Here is a 13917-nt window from a genome sequence, read left to right as displayed (position 1 = left end):
GCACCGCATGATAGCCGATCAACTCAATTGCGAGCGGATCGACAGAATATCGAACAGGAACCAGATCTTCGCGATCTTCCCTTCGCGGAAGTGGTAAAACGCATATTCCGCCGCTTTCACCGATTTGCCGTTGGGCGCCATCCCCATCCATTCTGCCCGTGGCGTCCCGCTGGACATTATCCGGACCGCGACCTTCCGATCATCGACCACAAGGTCCTGCAACTCCCACCGGAAATCCGGGACCGCCTCGATCACGGAACGAAGGCGGCCGGTAAAATGGTCCAGTGAAATGGTCGCGCCATTATGCTGCAGGGCATTGTGAACAAAATCACCCAAATCGGTGAATCTCCGCTCGTTGCAGCAAGCGAGATAGGAATGGTATATAGTTTCAAGATCAGCCACCGGCATTTTTCCCGCTCTCGATCATCCGGCGCATCAGTAGGGATGTCCTTCTTTCAGCCATGCCGCATAGCTTTCCAGCGCCTGCTCGATCGTATAGCTTGGCTCATAGCCTGCGTCCTCGGCCGCGCGGGTGATATCCAATGTGGATCCCGGCCAGTTTTCAGGGCCGGTGCCTTCTTCCATATGGATTTTGAGACCGGGGAAAACCGCGCTCGCGGCATCGGCGAAACGCCCATAGCTCACATCCTGGCCGCAGCCGATATTATAGGCCTTGTGCCGCAGCCGGCCTGAATTGTGGACGAGACGAATTCCCCGCGCACAGTCGGCGATATAGCAGAGGTCCGAGGCATGATCCTCGCGGTAGAAGGGCGGCAGCCCCGGGATGGCGAGCGGGGCCGGCAGCCCTTTCACCGCCGCATGCACAAGCTGCGCCGGCCAGTGCCGCAAGGTGCGATAAAGCGGCCCATATATGCTCGCGAGACGGAGGCTGATAAGATCCATGCCGCTGGCACCGGCAAGATATTGCCCCAGCAGTTCCTCGGCCTTCTTGAATGCCTCGATCGTGTGGCCGGGCTCAAGCCTGACCTTCATCGTCTCCACGAGCGGCCCTTCAAGCCCCATGTAGATGGCGATCGAGCTGGCGATCGAAACACGCCGCGCTCCGACGATACGCGCGGCCTCGATGATATTGAGCAGACCGGCCATATTGATCCGGTATTCCTCGATCGGCGGCACCAGGCCGATCGGCGGCCCGGCGAGGTGAACGATACTCTCGACGCTGTGCCGCCTGCAGACATCGATCACCGCATGCGGGCTGGCGACATCCAGCGCCTCGATCGCCAGACGTCCGCCCAGATGCTGTTCGAGAAAGGGAGCGATGGTCTCCGCTCCGAAGCGCGTCGCCACGATCTTCTCATCATTGTCGAGGAACTCGCGAACAACGTGCGAGCCAATGAAGCCAAGTCCTCCGGTTATCAGGATCGTCATTTGCCGGTCTCCAAACTATTCGATGCCACAGCGCTGGGCGGAAAACGTGTGGAGCCGCTCCAACTCGGCCATCGATCCCTCGATCTCCAGCGCAAGACCGACTCCGGCCAAATAGCGCGCCTTGGGTTCCGGATCCGTGGCGGCGGCGATCACTGCGTCCGTCACCGGGGAGATCGTCCAGCACATCGGCCGCGCTGGCGCGGAGTCCGGATTACGCATGGTGGCAATGACCGTGTCGCCGCGCCTGGCGAACGCCAGCGCAATCCCCTCCCCGAAGCCCGAACTGCAGCCTGTGATCAAATGTACGGGCACAAACGGTCCTTCATAAAAGCAGGCGCGCAAGCCGATCCGCGACAGGGGTATTTCCATCACACATGCTTGTCGATCATTGCCACCGTTGCTAACGGAATACTTGACAATGTCAATTTACTTTGTATCGTTAGATTTTCATTCTGCCCGTGCCGAGCAGCGGTGCCAATTTCGAAAAGGAGAGTTTCGTGGACTTTGGGATCTTTGACCATTGCGAGCGTTCGAGCCGGTCGCCCGCAACGACCTATCGCGAACGCTTCGTCCTTGCAAAACGGGCAGAAGAGGCCGGGTTCTACGCCTATCATCTGGCGGAACATCATGGCACGCCTCTCTCCCTCGTTCCCTCGCCCAATCTTTTCCTGGCGGCGCTGGCGCAGCAGACGAAAACCCTCCGCCTGGGTGCGCTGGTCTACCTGTTGCCGCTTTATGACCCATATCGGCTGGCGCAGGAAATCTGCATGCTCGACCATCTTTCCGATGGCCGGGTGGAACTGGGAATCGGCCGCGGCGCCAATCCCATCGAGCTTGGCTTTTTCGGCCTTAATCCCGGCACTGCCAAGGAACGCTTCGACGAGATGTTTCCGCTGCTGATGCAGGGCCTCACCGAAGGCAAGATGACTCGCCAGGGAGCGCAGGACAGGATCGATGCGCCGCTCGACAGCCGTCCCCTTCAACAGCCCCATCCGCCGATCTGGTATCCCAGCGCTGGCGGCGGGGCATCGCTTGCCTGGGCCGCTCAGCAGGGCTTCCACACCGTTTTGAACGGCCCGCTTGCCGCCTGCGCCGAAGCAGCAAAGATGTTCAAGGAGAACTTCAAGCCCGGCGCCTCCGGAGCAAACCCGAAAATCGGCCTCACCCGCTATGTTTATGTCGCGGATACCGACGAGGAGGCATTGCGCATCGGCGATCGCGCCCTGCGCTATCACCGGGCCAATCTGCTGAAGCTCGCCAATGAGGCGGGCTTTACCATCACCTCGCCGATCGTTCCCCCCGACAATCTTGCCCAGGCGGTGCGCGAGGGATGGGCGGCGGCGGGCAGCCCCGCCACGGTTCGCGAGCAGATCGCGCAAATGGCGGATCAGGTGGATATCAACTATTTCGTTTTCGCGCCGATGATGGCTGATCTTCCGCTCGAATGGGGACTTCGGACGATGGATATCTTCCGCGACGAAATCATCCCCGCTTTCGCCCCTGCGGATGTAGCCGTGGCAATGTCAAACTGAGGTGATTTCGAAGCCGGATGGAGGCGTCCGGCGACCCGGAACTCACGAGGATAAAGACTTTCAGACCCGCTCCGGTTCGATCAAAGCCGGAACGGGTCTCTTTTCATGAGAACTTGCTGATCTGATAGTCGGAGTTCCCAGACACCGCCACTACCGCAATTACTTCCCGCTGACCGGTGCCCTTCTTCAATATTTCCTGCTTGTTCTCAATCTGCGGGTTCGACGAGCTTGCCCGTGATCTGCACGCCTGCGCCGTCGACAGCGTAGGTCTTGTTTATGAAAATAAGCACGGAGGTCATTGCTTCGGCAGCAGCGGAATTGGCCAGTGCGCCGCCATGCACACCGCGCAGCCCTGCCGCATTGGCGAGTTCCACCACGGCCGAGCGCGCCGCCTTGTCATCGCCGAATACGAGCACGTCGCACGCAATGTCTTCGTCCGTGGCGAGCTTGTGGGCAGCGACATTGTGGAAAGCGGAGACCATCGTGACCCCCTCTCCCAGCAGCCGTTGCGCGCGCGCCGCGGCGCTGCCTTCGGAAGGCAATTGTACTCGCATGACCTTGGGAGGAACCAGGGGAACGGTGGTGTCGACCACGATCTTGCCTGCAACATGGGGCGCGATTTCGGCAAGCGTCGCCTCCTGCGCAGCAAAGGGCACGGTCACGATGACGATGTCTCCGGCTCTTGCGGCTTCAGCGTTCGTCTTGCCCTCGATGCCGAAGCCCAGTTCTTCGGCAGCCGTCTTCGCGCTCTCCGCTGAGCGCGACCCAATGACCACTTGATGCCCGGCCTTCGCAAGGCGGCGCGCTATGGCGGCACCCAATTTTCCAGTGCCGCCAACGATGGCAATTGCCTTACGGGTCATCTCATTCTCCTGCTGCGGCCAGTTGCCGGCCGACGGGTTGATATAGGGTTGTGCGCTGCCGCGCATGGCGTCCGGCGTCAGCGGCCAGTTTCGCCATCCGCTCCTTTTCCAAAAGCTCCGGCAGCGGCATGGCGGTCAGCGCCATCGGGTCAGTATCAGCTATCAGCTCCATGGCCTTTTGCGTGCGATTCACGCTATTCTCCTATTATCGTCCGGTCTTTGTGCCGGGACGCTATTGTTGCAACCGCCATTCAGAATTCGGTATTGCCAGCGCCTCAGGACCTCAGCATCGCGATGCGGCGCAAAACACCTTCCAACAGGATCCAACTTCCTGTCCGTCGTATATCTTCCTCGGAAATTATCAACACTGTTTCTGTTCTTCTCTTCCTGTATTCCTGCGAAGAACGGCTACGAAAATGCAGGGATACCGGCTCTGGAAACTTTATCCCGCCGAGGCATCAGCATCGGGCATCGCTACATCCACGCTCCCCCTGGCGGCTGCACGGCTATCGGAGGCCTTGACCAGCCGGGCATAAGTATCGAAAACCTCTGCAAGAGCTGCCCAGGAAACATGTCCGGTCCCTGCAAAGGCAAGCACAGAGAGGAGAGCGATGGCGATATGGACAGCGAGAACATGTTTTCGACGGTTCCCGGTGCCGACGGCAAGCATATCACCTATTGCCGCCTGTGCGAGGCGCAATGCGGCCTCGTTGCTCAGGTGGCGGGCGGCAGGATCACCAAAGTCGGGCCGGATCGCGACCACCCGGTGTCCCATGGCCATTTGTGCGTCAAGGGACCGGGCATGGTTTCGGTCACCTATGATCCAGACCGCGTGCTCACGCCGCTGAAACGCGGTCCTGCCGCCGGAGAGTTCACGCCTGTCAGTTGGGAGGAAGCGCTCAGCGATATCGCCGCCAGGTTGAAGGCAGTGATCGACCGCGACGGCGGCGAGGCGGTGGGCATTTATGTGGGAAATCCCGCCGTCTTCGGCACGCTGCACAATAGCTATGCCCGCACCTTCGGAAGGGCTTTGGGCGGCGCCAAGATATTCAACGCCGTCCATGTCGACACCGGCTCCAAAAATCTGGCGCTGGAGCTGATTTTCGGCAATCCCGCCAATTACACCTTCCCTGATCTTGAAGATTGCGATTTCCTGATCAGCATTGGCGCCAATCCCATGGTTTCGCACATGTCGCTGGTGTCGGAGCCTCGCGCGCTGCACAAGCTGTCCGAAATCCATGCGCGGGGCGGTGTGGTCGTGGTCGACCCCCGCCGGACCGAGACGGCCGAGCGGTTCGAACATGTGGCGATCCGGCCAGCGAGCGACGTCTGGCTGCTCGCCGCGATGCTGAACCATATCTTTGCCGCGGGGTTGGAGGACCGCCACTATCTTGAGGCACGGACCACTGGCTGGGAAGCGCTGCGCGAGGCGGTGCGTCACATCACGCCGGAGCTTGCCGCACAACGCTGCGGTGTCGATCCCGACAGGATCCGCGGCCTGGCGGAGCGCTTCGTCCGGGCGCGCACATCGGCCTGCTATGGCCGCGTGGGGACGAACCGCGGCCCCTTCTCGACACTCACCAATGTGCTTATTGAATCGCTGAACATCGTCGCCGGCCGTTTTGGCGTTTCCGGCGGCTGGATCACCGGCGCCAACCCGATCATCGACCCCGCCGCCCCGGTCTCTGTCCCGAGCTATGGCAGCGCGCGTTCGCGCGTCGGCAACCTTCCGCTGCTCATGGGCCTGACGCCGGGCGGCACCTTGGCGGCGGAGATCACGGCGCCGGGCAAGGGTCAGATCAGGGCCTTGTTCGTCGACAGCGGCAATCCGGTGAATGCCTATCCCGACGGCGCGGCGACAAGCGCGGCGCTGCAAGAGCTCGAACTCCATGTCGCGATCGACCTCTATGTCACCGAAACGTCGCGCTATGCCGACTATATCTTGCCGGCGACCACCTTTTATGAGCGCGACGACCTCACTGAAATGTGGGTGACGAACGCCCCCCGGCCCTGGGTACAATATAGCGCCGCCGTGATCGAACCGCAGGGAGAGGCGCGGCTTGAATATGACATCTATAGCGAAATCCTGGAGCGGTTGGGACTTCCGGGCCTGTTCCCTGCCTTCGCCAAAGAGGACAATTCCCGTCCGCAACTGATGCAGATAGCGGATTCGATGCTTCGAACCGGTCCCTATGGCGACCGCTTCGGCGCCAATCCTGAGGGGCTCACCATAGAGCGCTTGCGCCAGGATTTTCCTCATGGCGCCCGCGTGGCCGAGAGGGTCGATGCGGCCGGAAGCTGGTCGCGCGTGCGGACGCAGGACGGGCGGCTCCGGCTATGGCACCAGATCACCAGCGATGAGATGGACCGCCTCCTCGCCGAGGACGGCAGCGGCGGCGCCGGTACGCTTTCGCTGTTCGGGCGGCGCAAGCTGGGCTCGCTCAATAGCTGGATGCACAATGTCGAACGGCTGGTCCGTTCCGACAAGCCGACCTTGCTGATGCACCCCGACGACGCGCGCGACCGGCAGATCGCCAATGGCCAGACCGTGCGGATCGCCAGCCGGACCGCGAGCCTTGAGGTGGAGGTGGAGATCAGCGACGAAGTCGTGCCGGGCTCGGTGAGCTATCCTCATGGATGGGGACATGATGGAGGCTGGCAGCGCGCCAATGGGCTTCCTGGAGCGAATATCAATCAGCTCGCCTCCGCCCGGCCGGAGGATTGGGAACAGGTCTCGGGAATGGTCCATGTCGATGGCATAACCGTGACCGTCTCCCCCATTCCCCTGCACTCAATGCCGGGCTGATTTGTATATCCGCACCATGAGCGCATAGGTCTGTCCGGGTTGCGCGCTTTATGGAGCATATAGGCGCCGGCATCGCCGGAGCCGCCATGCCCCCCAACGCAAAGAGATGAAGAATGAACCGGAAATTTATCCTTACGACCTCCTGCAAGAACCGGCCCGGCATCGTGGCCGCGATCGCCGGTTCATTGAGCGAGAATGGCGGCGATATTCAGGAGGCCCGCCAGTTTGACGACAGCGAAACCGGAAATTTCTTCATGCGAATGATGTTCGAAATTCCGGCGGCTTCGCTGGACCGGTTCCGGGACCGCATCGGCGCTTGCGCCGAACAATTTCAGATGGACCTGCGGCTGCGCTCGCAAAATGACCGCAAGCGCGTCCTGCTTCTGGCCTCGAAGTTCGATCACTGCCTTGGCGATCTTTTGTACCGTAATCGCATAGGCGAGCTCGACATGGATGTGGTCGGCGTCATCAGCAATCATCCGCGCGAAGCCCTGACCAACGCCCTGATCGGCGACATTCCGTTCTTCCACTTTCCGGTGGACAGGGAAAGCAAGCCGCAGCAGGAAGCGCAGATCAAGGCGGTGGTCGAGCAGACACAGCCCGACCTGGTCGTGCTGGCCCGCTACATGCAGATTTTAAGCGACGGCTTGGCGGCTTTCCTGGCGGGCCGCTGCATCAACATCCATCACAGCTTCCTGCCCGGCTTCAAGGGTGCCAAACCCTATCACCAGGCGCATCAGCGCGGGGTCAAGCTGATTGGCGCGACGGCCCATTTCGTGACGGCTGACCTGGATGAAGGGCCGATCATCGAGCAGGATGTGGAGCGCATCAATCACTATGACCGGCCCGATGATCTCGTCCGCAAGGGCCGCGACATCGAGCGCCGCGTTCTCGCACGCGCCGTCCGCTGGTTCTTGGACGACCGCGTGCTGCTCAACGGCAGCAAGACCGTCGTCTTCGGCGATTGACAGGCGGATGCCTATAGCGGTTTAGCGGTCTTTTTCTATGGCAGAGGACCGTGTCAGGCTGGTCAGCTTATGGTGCCCGTTCTGCGGAGCCGGATTCCTCAGATAGGCAATGAGGGCCGCGCGATCCTCCGGTTTCGCCAAGCCGGTGAAGGGCAGGCACAGCCCCGGAAAGTCGGCCTGTGGAGCCTTCAGCCAGCGATCGAGGCGCTGCTCATCCCAAAGGAACGTCTGGGGGCGCAGGGTGGTATAATGGAAGCCTTCGACGGACGCGGCCTTGCGGCCTACGATTCCCTGGAGATTGGGGCCGGTCGTGGGCCGGGACGCCGCCGAAACGGAATGGCAGGCGACACAGCGGATGAAGTGCTTCTTGCCCGCCTGCGCCGGGACGGGCCGCTCCACCGTCGCGGCAGCCCCGGCGAACAGAGGCAGCGCGGCAAGAAGCGCGATCATGACGAATGCGAAGCGGATCATTTCGCGCTTTCCGCTCTGTTCCCCAAGGAATTGAATCTTTGCAAAGCGGCAGGCCCGCCATCAAGGGAGGGCGTGGCCACTTGACCCCGCCCTCCCCTTATTGGCGTACCGATGCTCAGTAGCGGTCGGCGTTCATCACCTTCGCCCAGGCCGCGACGAAGTCCTTCACGAACAAGTCGCCCGCGTCGGCCGAAGCATAGGCTTCGGACACGGCGCGCAATTCCGAGTTCGATCCGAAGATGAGATCGATCGGCGTTGCGGTCCACTTCACCGTTCCGGTGGCGCGGTCCTTGCCCTCGTAGAGGCCGGGCTTGGTCGATTTCGACCAAGCCGTCCGCATGTCGAGCAGGTTGACGAAGAAGTCGTTGGAAAGCGTGCCGGGGCGCTCGGTGAAGATACCATTTGCAGACTTGGCGCTATTGGCTCCGAGCGCGCGCATGCCGCCCACCAGCACCGTCATTTCCGGCACGGTCAGGTTCAGCATGTCCGCCTTGTCGACCAGTGCTTCGGCCGGGGCCAGCTCCGCGTTGGCCGCATAATAGTTGCGGAAGCCATCGGCCTTGGGCTCAAGATAGGCGAAAGAGGCGGCATCGGTTTGCGCCTGCGCAGCATCGACGCGCCCCGGTGTGAAGGGCACGCTGATCGTGCGCCCGGCCTTGGCCGCTGCCTGCTCGACCGCCGCGTTTCCGGCCAGCACGATGATGTCGGCCAACGAGACCTGCTTGCCGCCCGCCGCGGATTTGTTGAAATCCTTGCGGATGGTCTCAAGCTTGGCCAGCACCCTGGTCAATTCCGCCGGGTCATTGACCGCCCAGTTGCGCTGCGGGTCGAGCCGCAGGCGCGCGCCATTGGCTCCGCCGCGCATATCGGTGCCGCGGAAGGTCGAAGCGGATGCCCAGGCGGTGCGCACCAGTTCGGGAACGGTCAGGCCAGAGGCGAGAATCCTGCCCTTGAGCTGGGTCACATCCTGGCTGTCAATCATTGCATATTTCGCTTCGGGCAGCGGATCCTGCCAGGAGAAGGTCTCCGTCGGCACATCCTTGCCAAGATAGCGCGCCTGCGGGCCGAGGTCGCGGTGCGTGAGCTTGAACCAGGCGCGGGCGAAGGCCTGCGAGAACTGTTCCGGGTCCTTCTGCCAGCGGTCGAGCACCTTGCGGAACGCGGGGTCTTCCTTGAGCGCAATGTCGGTCGTGAACATGATCGGGGCATGGGTCTTGCCTGCGACATGCGCATCGGGGACGATATTGGCGGCTGCCGGGTCGGTCGGGATCCATTGGGTGGCTCCAGCCGGGCTCTTGGTCTTGACCCAGTCGAAGTTCAGCAGATTGTCGACATATTGGGTGGTGAACTGGATGGGGTTCGCCGACCAGGCGCCCTCGAGGCCCGATGTGATCGTGTCCTCCGAGTGGCCCTTGCCGCATTTATTGGCCCAGCCCAGACCCTGCTGTTCGATCCCGGCGGCGCCGGGTTCCTTGTCCAGGCATTCCTCGGGCTTGTGCGCGCCATGGGCCTTGCCGAAGGTGTGGCCGCCCGCGATCAGGGCCAGCGTTTCCTCATCATCCATCGCCATGCTGGCAAAGGCGCGGCGGATGTCGGCCGCAGCCGAAATCGGGTCGTGATTGCCGTTCGGACCCTCTGGATTGACGTAGATCAGGCCCATCTGCGTCGCTGCGAGCGGCCCCTTGATATTGCCCTTCGCATCGCGGCGCTGATCGGCCAGCATCTTGCTTTCAGGACCCCAGAAGACGAGATCGGGCTGCCATGCATCGACGCGGCCGCCCGCGAAACCGAGGGTCGCAAAACCCATATCCTCCAGCGCGACATTGCCGGTGAGCACCATCAGATCGCCCCAGGACAGCTTGCGGCCATATTTTTGCTTGATCGGCCAGACGAGGCGGCGGGCCTTGTCGAGACTGACATTGTCGGGCCAGGAGTTCAGCGGCTCGAAGCGCTGCTCGCCACCGTCAGGACCGCCGCGCCCATCACCCACGCGATAAGTGCCCGAGCCGTGCCAGGCCATGCGGATGAAGAAAGGACCATAATGGCCATAGTCAGCCGGCCACCAGGGCTGCGATGTCGTCAGAGCCTTGCGGATGTCCTCCTTGACTGCGTCAAGATCGAGCGAAGCAAATTCCTTCGCATAGTCATAATCGGCCCCATAGGGATTGGACTGAGCTTCGTTCTGCCGCAATGCCGTGAGGTCAAGCCGCTGGGGCCACCAGTCCTTGTTGGTCATGCCGCCCGGCTTGGCGGGGGTGCTGCTTTCGGCTGCCGCCTGGGCTCCGCTGGCATGGGCCGGTGCGCTCAAGCCCGATAGGCTGGTTCCCAAAAGGGCGGCGATTAACAAGGTTTTCGGCTTGTAGAACATCTCTGCTTTTCCCACTGTTGACGAACGAAGGCTCGTTATTGAGTTATAGAGTGGTCACCGCTTAGCTGGTGGTTGCATGCGTAACGAAACGCAAATTCCTGCTCAGAGATATCGACGAAACCGATTTGGTCCGCGTTTACAACGTCATCCGCCAGAGTGTCATAACCGACAAGATCATGTGCTGGCGGAATTTGGGGATTCACATTGATCATGATTTGTGCTTGATTCCGTCATGTTATGTTTCATCCTGCCCAGCCCCTGAAGTCCGCCAGCAACTGCAACGTCGCGAACCTGCTCCACCAGCTTGCGCAATGTTCGAGCAGACCGCGCTACGCCTTCATGCTGCTCAGCCTGATCGCGCAGGTCGCGCGCCCTGATGGAAGCGCCGGTCCCTGGATCAATCAGGAAGGCGAACTCATCTCGCTTCGTGACTGGTTGTGCGACGCGCTCACGCCGATGGCCCAGCGCGGTCCCAGAAGCACGGCGCTGGCCGAGCGCATCCGCAAGGAATTGAATGAGCGGGGCCTGCTTCCCGAAGACGCCACAGCCAGGCAGCAAGCGGTCGAGGCGGAAATGCAGACACGCGTGCGCACGGCCGGGAAAAGCAATTTGAGCCGTGCCGTCTCCGAACTGGTCAAGGCCGGGCTGTTGCGCCGCCACTATCAGGGCTATGCCGTCGACCATCAGAACCGTGGCGCACAACGCCATGCCGTCTATACGCTGATCGGGGAAGCGCAGCGCCTCGCGCCTGCAGCCATGGCCGGGCCCAATCTCACCGGACAGGGCGAACTTGCGCTCAGGGCATGAGCGGCTGACCGCCCATTTCATTGATGATCTGCAGGAAATGGCGCAAGGTCGGCGAGTCGTCATTTCGTCTCCAGACAAGGCCCGTTTCCAGCATCGGCGCTGTGCCTGCTAGGTCCAGATACTGCACCCCTGCCCGCGACAGATTGCGCAAGGATGCAGGCGCCAGCGCGATCCCCAGACCCGCGGAAACGAGGCTGATGATCGTCTGCATCTGGATCGCCTGCTGAACGATTTCCGCTTGCCCGCCATGACTTGAGAAATAATCGGTCACCAGATCATAAAAGGCGGGCGCCACAGCTCGCGGAAAAATGATCAGCGGCAAGCCCAGCACGGCCTGCGGGGTCAAGCGTCCATCGACGAGTTCCAGGCGCTTTTCACTCACCCAAAGCTCCGGCACCGCCGCCACCAGGGGTTCATGGGTCAGGCGCACATAGCCAAGCTCCGAAGGCAAGGCCGCCGCCGGGGGAATGATGATCCCGGCATTCGCGCGGCGTTCCAGCACCGCCGGGATCTGCACGTCGCTGGTCGCTTCGTTCAACCGCAGCTCGACGCCAGGAAAGCGTGCCGTGAACTGGCTGACGAGCGATGGCAGCACATTGTAATCGGCCGTGCTGACGAACGACAGCGTCAAATGCCCGATCCTTCCGTCGCGCAACTGTGTTGCCGTTTCGGAAAGTGCATCAAGGCCCGCCAGTGCCGGCTGCACATGGGTCAGCCATTGCGCGCCAAAGGCGGTCAGCGCCACGCGCCGTTTCGTCCTGGTGAAAAGCGCTGCGCCAAGTTCGCGCTCCAGCGCCAGAATCGATTGGCTGAGCGGCGGCTGGGTCATATGCAGCCGTTCGGCGGCCCTGCCAAAATGAAGCGTTTCCGCGACTGCCGCGAAATGCCTTAGCTGACGAACATCCATTAAGACTTCCTGTGACTTAATAAGTCATCAATAATATATTTCTTGCAGTAACCCAACTGCTGTAGCCACAACCATCATCACATCAGAAAGAATTCCATGCCCGCCTACCGCTCCAGAACCACCACCCACGGCCGCAACATGGCGGGCGCGCGCGGCCTTTGGCGCGCCACGGGGATGAAGGACGAAGATTTCGGCAAGCCGATCATCGCGGTGGCCAACAGCTTCACCCAGTTCGTGCCGGGCCATGTCCACCTCAAGGATCTGGGCCAGCTCGTCGCGCGCGAAATCGAGGCGGCGGGCGGCGTTGCGAAGGAGTTCAACACCATCGCGGTCGATGACGGCATCGCCATGGGCCATGGCGGAATGCTCTATTCGCTGCCCAGTCGCGACCTCATCGCCGACAGCGTCGAATATATGGTCAACGCCCATTGCGCCGACGCCCTGGTGTGCATCTCCAACTGCGACAAGATCACCCCCGGCATGCTGCTGGCGGCGATGCGGCTCAACATTCCCGTCGTCTTCGTATCCGGCGGGCCGATGGAAGCGGGCAAGGTCGTGGTGAAGGGCGAAAAGCGCGCACTCGATCTCGTCGACGCGATGGTTGTCGCTGCTGACGACAGCTATACCGATGAGGAAGTGGCGGCGGTCGAGCGCTCGGCCTGTCCGACCTGCGGCTCCTGCTCGGGCATGTTCACCGCGAACTCGATGAACTGCCTCACCGAAGCGCTGGGCCTTTCCCTCCCCGGCAATGGTTCGGTTCTGGCGACCCACGCCGACCGCGAACGATTGTTCAGGGAAGCGGGCCGCTTGATCGTCGATCTCGCCCGCCGCTGGTATGAGCAGGACGACGCGACGGCGCTTCCCCGCGGCATCGCCACCTTCGCGGCCTTCGAGAATGCGATGAGCCTCGACATCGCCATGGGCGGCTCGACCAACACGGTGCTCCACCTGCTCGCTGCAGCACGCGAGGGTGAGGTGGATTTCACCATGGCCGACATCGACCGCCTGTCGCGGCGCGTGCCCTGCCTCTGCAAGGTCGCCCCGGCAAAGAACGATGTTCATATGGAGGATGTGCACCGCGCTGGCGGCATCATGGCCATCCTTGGAGAGCTTGACCGCGCCGGGCTGATCGACACCTCGCTGCCCACTGTTCATGCCCCGACCCTGGCCCACGCCCTCGAGCGCTGGGACATCGTCCGCACGACAAGCGCCAGCGTGCATGATTTTTACCGTGCGGCGCCCGGAGGGGTGCCGACGCAGGTGGCCTTCAGCCAATCGGCGCGCTGGGAGGAGCTGGACCTTGACCGCCAGAGCGGCGTCATCCGCTCTGCAGAACACGCCTTCTCGAAGGACGGTGGACTTGCGGTTCTCACGGGCAATCTGGCGCCCGAAGGCTGCATCGTAAAGACGGCGGGCGTGGACGAGTCCATCCTGACTTTCAAGGGAACAGCGCGCGTCTATGAAAGCCAGGACGGGGCGGTCGCCGGAATCCTTGGCAATGAGGTGAAGGCGGGCGACGTTGTTGTCATCCGTTATGAAGGGCCCAAGGGCGGGCCGGGCATGCAGGAAATGCTCTATCCCACCAGCTATCTGAAGTCGAAGGGGCTTGGAAAGGCGTGCGCGCTCATCACTGATGGGCGCTTCTCCGGCGGCACGTCCGGGCTTTCCATCGGCCATGCTTCACCGGAAGCGGCGGAAGGCGGTCTCATCGCGCTCGTCGAAACCGGCGATCCGATCTTCATCGACATCCCCAACCGGGCGATCCGCCTCGACGTCGATGACAGCATCCTTGCCGCGCGCCGTACC

The 13917-nt window shown here is 61.9% G+C and carries 13 protein-coding genes; 5 read left to right on the top strand and 8 right to left on the bottom strand.

The window, feature by feature from the left end; all coding sequences use genetic code 11:
• Positions 1-18: 18 nt before the first annotated feature.
• Genes VJS46_RS13595 through VJS46_RS14265 form a run of 3 tightly spaced genes read right to left on the bottom strand, consistent with a single transcriptional unit; the run spans position 19 to position 1701 of the window.
• The gene (locus VJS46_RS13595) at positions 19-408 is read right to left on the bottom strand and encodes an ester cyclase (RefSeq protein WP_324060605.1); all 390 of its coding nucleotides are present in this window, start codon (positions 406-408) and stop codon (positions 19-21) included.
• A 27-nt stretch (positions 409-435) separates the two neighbouring features.
• Entirely contained in the window at positions 436-1389 is a 954-nt protein-coding gene (locus VJS46_RS13590) for an NAD(P)-dependent oxidoreductase (RefSeq protein WP_324060604.1), read from the bottom strand.
• A gap of 15 nt (positions 1390-1404) precedes the next feature.
• Positions 1405-1701: a hypothetical protein gene (locus VJS46_RS14265; RefSeq protein ID WP_414708025.1), complete on the bottom strand. Its 297-nt coding sequence runs from the start codon at positions 1699-1701 to the stop codon at positions 1405-1407.
• A gap of 185 nt (positions 1702-1886) precedes the next feature.
• Here VJS46_RS14265 and VJS46_RS13580 point away from each other — a divergent pair, with 185 nt between their 5' ends.
• Positions 1887-2921 (top strand): LLM class flavin-dependent oxidoreductase, encoded by a 1035-nt coding sequence (locus VJS46_RS13580; protein WP_324060603.1) that lies wholly within the window; start codon positions 1887-1889, stop codon positions 2919-2921.
• 206 nt (positions 2922-3127) lie between these two features.
• Here VJS46_RS13580 and npdG read toward each other — a convergent pair whose 3' ends face one another.
• Positions 3128-3784: an NADPH-dependent F420 reductase gene (gene npdG, locus VJS46_RS13575; RefSeq protein WP_324060602.1), complete on the bottom strand. Its 657-nt coding sequence runs from the start codon at positions 3782-3784 to the stop codon at positions 3128-3130.
• 1 nt (position 3785) lies between these two features.
• Positions 3786-3977 (bottom strand): hypothetical protein, encoded by a 192-nt coding sequence (locus VJS46_RS13570; RefSeq protein ID WP_324060601.1) that lies wholly within the window; start codon positions 3975-3977, stop codon positions 3786-3788.
• 426 nt (positions 3978-4403) lie between these two features.
• On the opposite strand from VJS46_RS13570, the gene VJS46_RS13565 reads away from it, so the two are divergent.
• Positions 4404-6590 (top strand): molybdopterin-containing oxidoreductase family protein, encoded by a 2187-nt coding sequence (locus VJS46_RS13565; protein ID WP_324060600.1) that lies wholly within the window; start codon positions 4404-4406, stop codon positions 6588-6590.
• A gap of 113 nt (positions 6591-6703) precedes the next feature.
• A complete protein-coding gene (gene purU, locus VJS46_RS13560; RefSeq protein ID WP_324060599.1) occupies positions 6704-7558 on the top strand; it encodes a formyltetrahydrofolate deformylase in 855 nt (284 codons plus the stop codon).
• A gap of 21 nt (positions 7559-7579) precedes the next feature.
• Here purU and VJS46_RS13555 read toward each other — a convergent pair whose 3' ends face one another.
• Together VJS46_RS13555 and katG are read right to left on the bottom strand one after the other, a co-directional pair.
• The gene (locus VJS46_RS13555) at positions 7580-8029 is read right to left on the bottom strand and encodes a c-type cytochrome (protein ID WP_324060598.1); all 450 of its coding nucleotides are present in this window, start codon (positions 8027-8029) and stop codon (positions 7580-7582) included.
• Between the two features lie 115 nt (positions 8030-8144).
• A complete protein-coding gene (gene katG / locus VJS46_RS13550) occupies positions 8145-10397 on the bottom strand; it encodes a catalase/peroxidase HPI (protein WP_324060597.1) in 2253 nt (750 codons plus the stop codon).
• Between the two features lie 237 nt (positions 10398-10634).
• On the opposite strand from katG, the gene VJS46_RS13545 reads away from it, so the two are divergent.
• Positions 10635-11204, top strand: coding sequence for a hypothetical protein (locus VJS46_RS13545; RefSeq protein ID WP_324060596.1), 570 nt, complete (start codon positions 10635-10637; stop codon positions 11202-11204).
• Here the strand turns inward: VJS46_RS13545 and VJS46_RS13540 are convergent.
• Positions 11194-12111, bottom strand: a complete 918-nt coding sequence (locus VJS46_RS13540) for a LysR family transcriptional regulator (RefSeq protein ID WP_324060595.1) — start codon at positions 12109-12111, stop codon at positions 11194-11196. The two genes, VJS46_RS13545 and VJS46_RS13540, sit on opposite strands and share 11 nt — an antisense overlap.
• A 96-nt stretch (positions 12112-12207) precedes the next feature.
• Here VJS46_RS13540 and ilvD point away from each other — a divergent pair.
• Positions 12208-13917: dihydroxy-acid dehydratase (gene ilvD / locus VJS46_RS13535; protein ID WP_324060594.1), on the top strand; the 1710-nt coding region annotated here is incomplete at its 3' end.

This window comes from Rhizorhapis sp., assembly GCF_035276005.1.
Classification (GTDB): domain Bacteria; phylum Pseudomonadota; class Alphaproteobacteria; order Sphingomonadales; family Sphingomonadaceae; genus Rhizorhapis.
This window is presented reverse-complemented; position numbering and strand designations above follow the sequence as displayed.

Bases quoted from the DNA above. Each gene is read 5' to 3' on its own strand.
- VJS46_RS13595 (WP_324060605.1), bottom strand. From the start codon at position 408: ATGCCGGTGGCTGATCTTGAAACTATATACCATTCCTATCTCGCTTGC.
- VJS46_RS13590 (WP_324060604.1), bottom strand. From the start codon at position 1,389: ATGACGATCCTGATAACCGGAGGACTTGGCTTCATTGGCTCGCACGTT.
- npdG (WP_324060602.1), bottom strand. From the start codon at position 3,784: ATGACCCGTAAGGCAATTGCCATCGTTGGCGGCACTGGAAAATTGGGT.
- VJS46_RS13565 (WP_324060600.1), top strand. From the start codon at position 4,404: ATGGACAGCGAGAACATGTTTTCGACGGTTCCCGGTGCCGACGGCAAG.
- purU (WP_324060599.1), top strand. From the start codon at position 6,704: ATGAACCGGAAATTTATCCTTACGACCTCCTGCAAGAACCGGCCCGGC.
- VJS46_RS13555 (WP_324060598.1), bottom strand. From the start codon at position 8,029: ATGATCCGCTTCGCATTCGTCATGATCGCGCTTCTTGCCGCGCTGCCT.
- katG (WP_324060597.1), bottom strand. From the start codon at position 10,397: ATGTTCTACAAGCCGAAAACCTTGTTAATCGCCGCCCTTTTGGGAACC.
- VJS46_RS13545 (WP_324060596.1), top strand. From the start codon at position 10,635: ATGTTTCATCCTGCCCAGCCCCTGAAGTCCGCCAGCAACTGCAACGTC.
- VJS46_RS13540 (WP_324060595.1), bottom strand. From the start codon at position 12,111: ATGGATGTTCGTCAGCTAAGGCATTTCGCGGCAGTCGCGGAAACGCTT.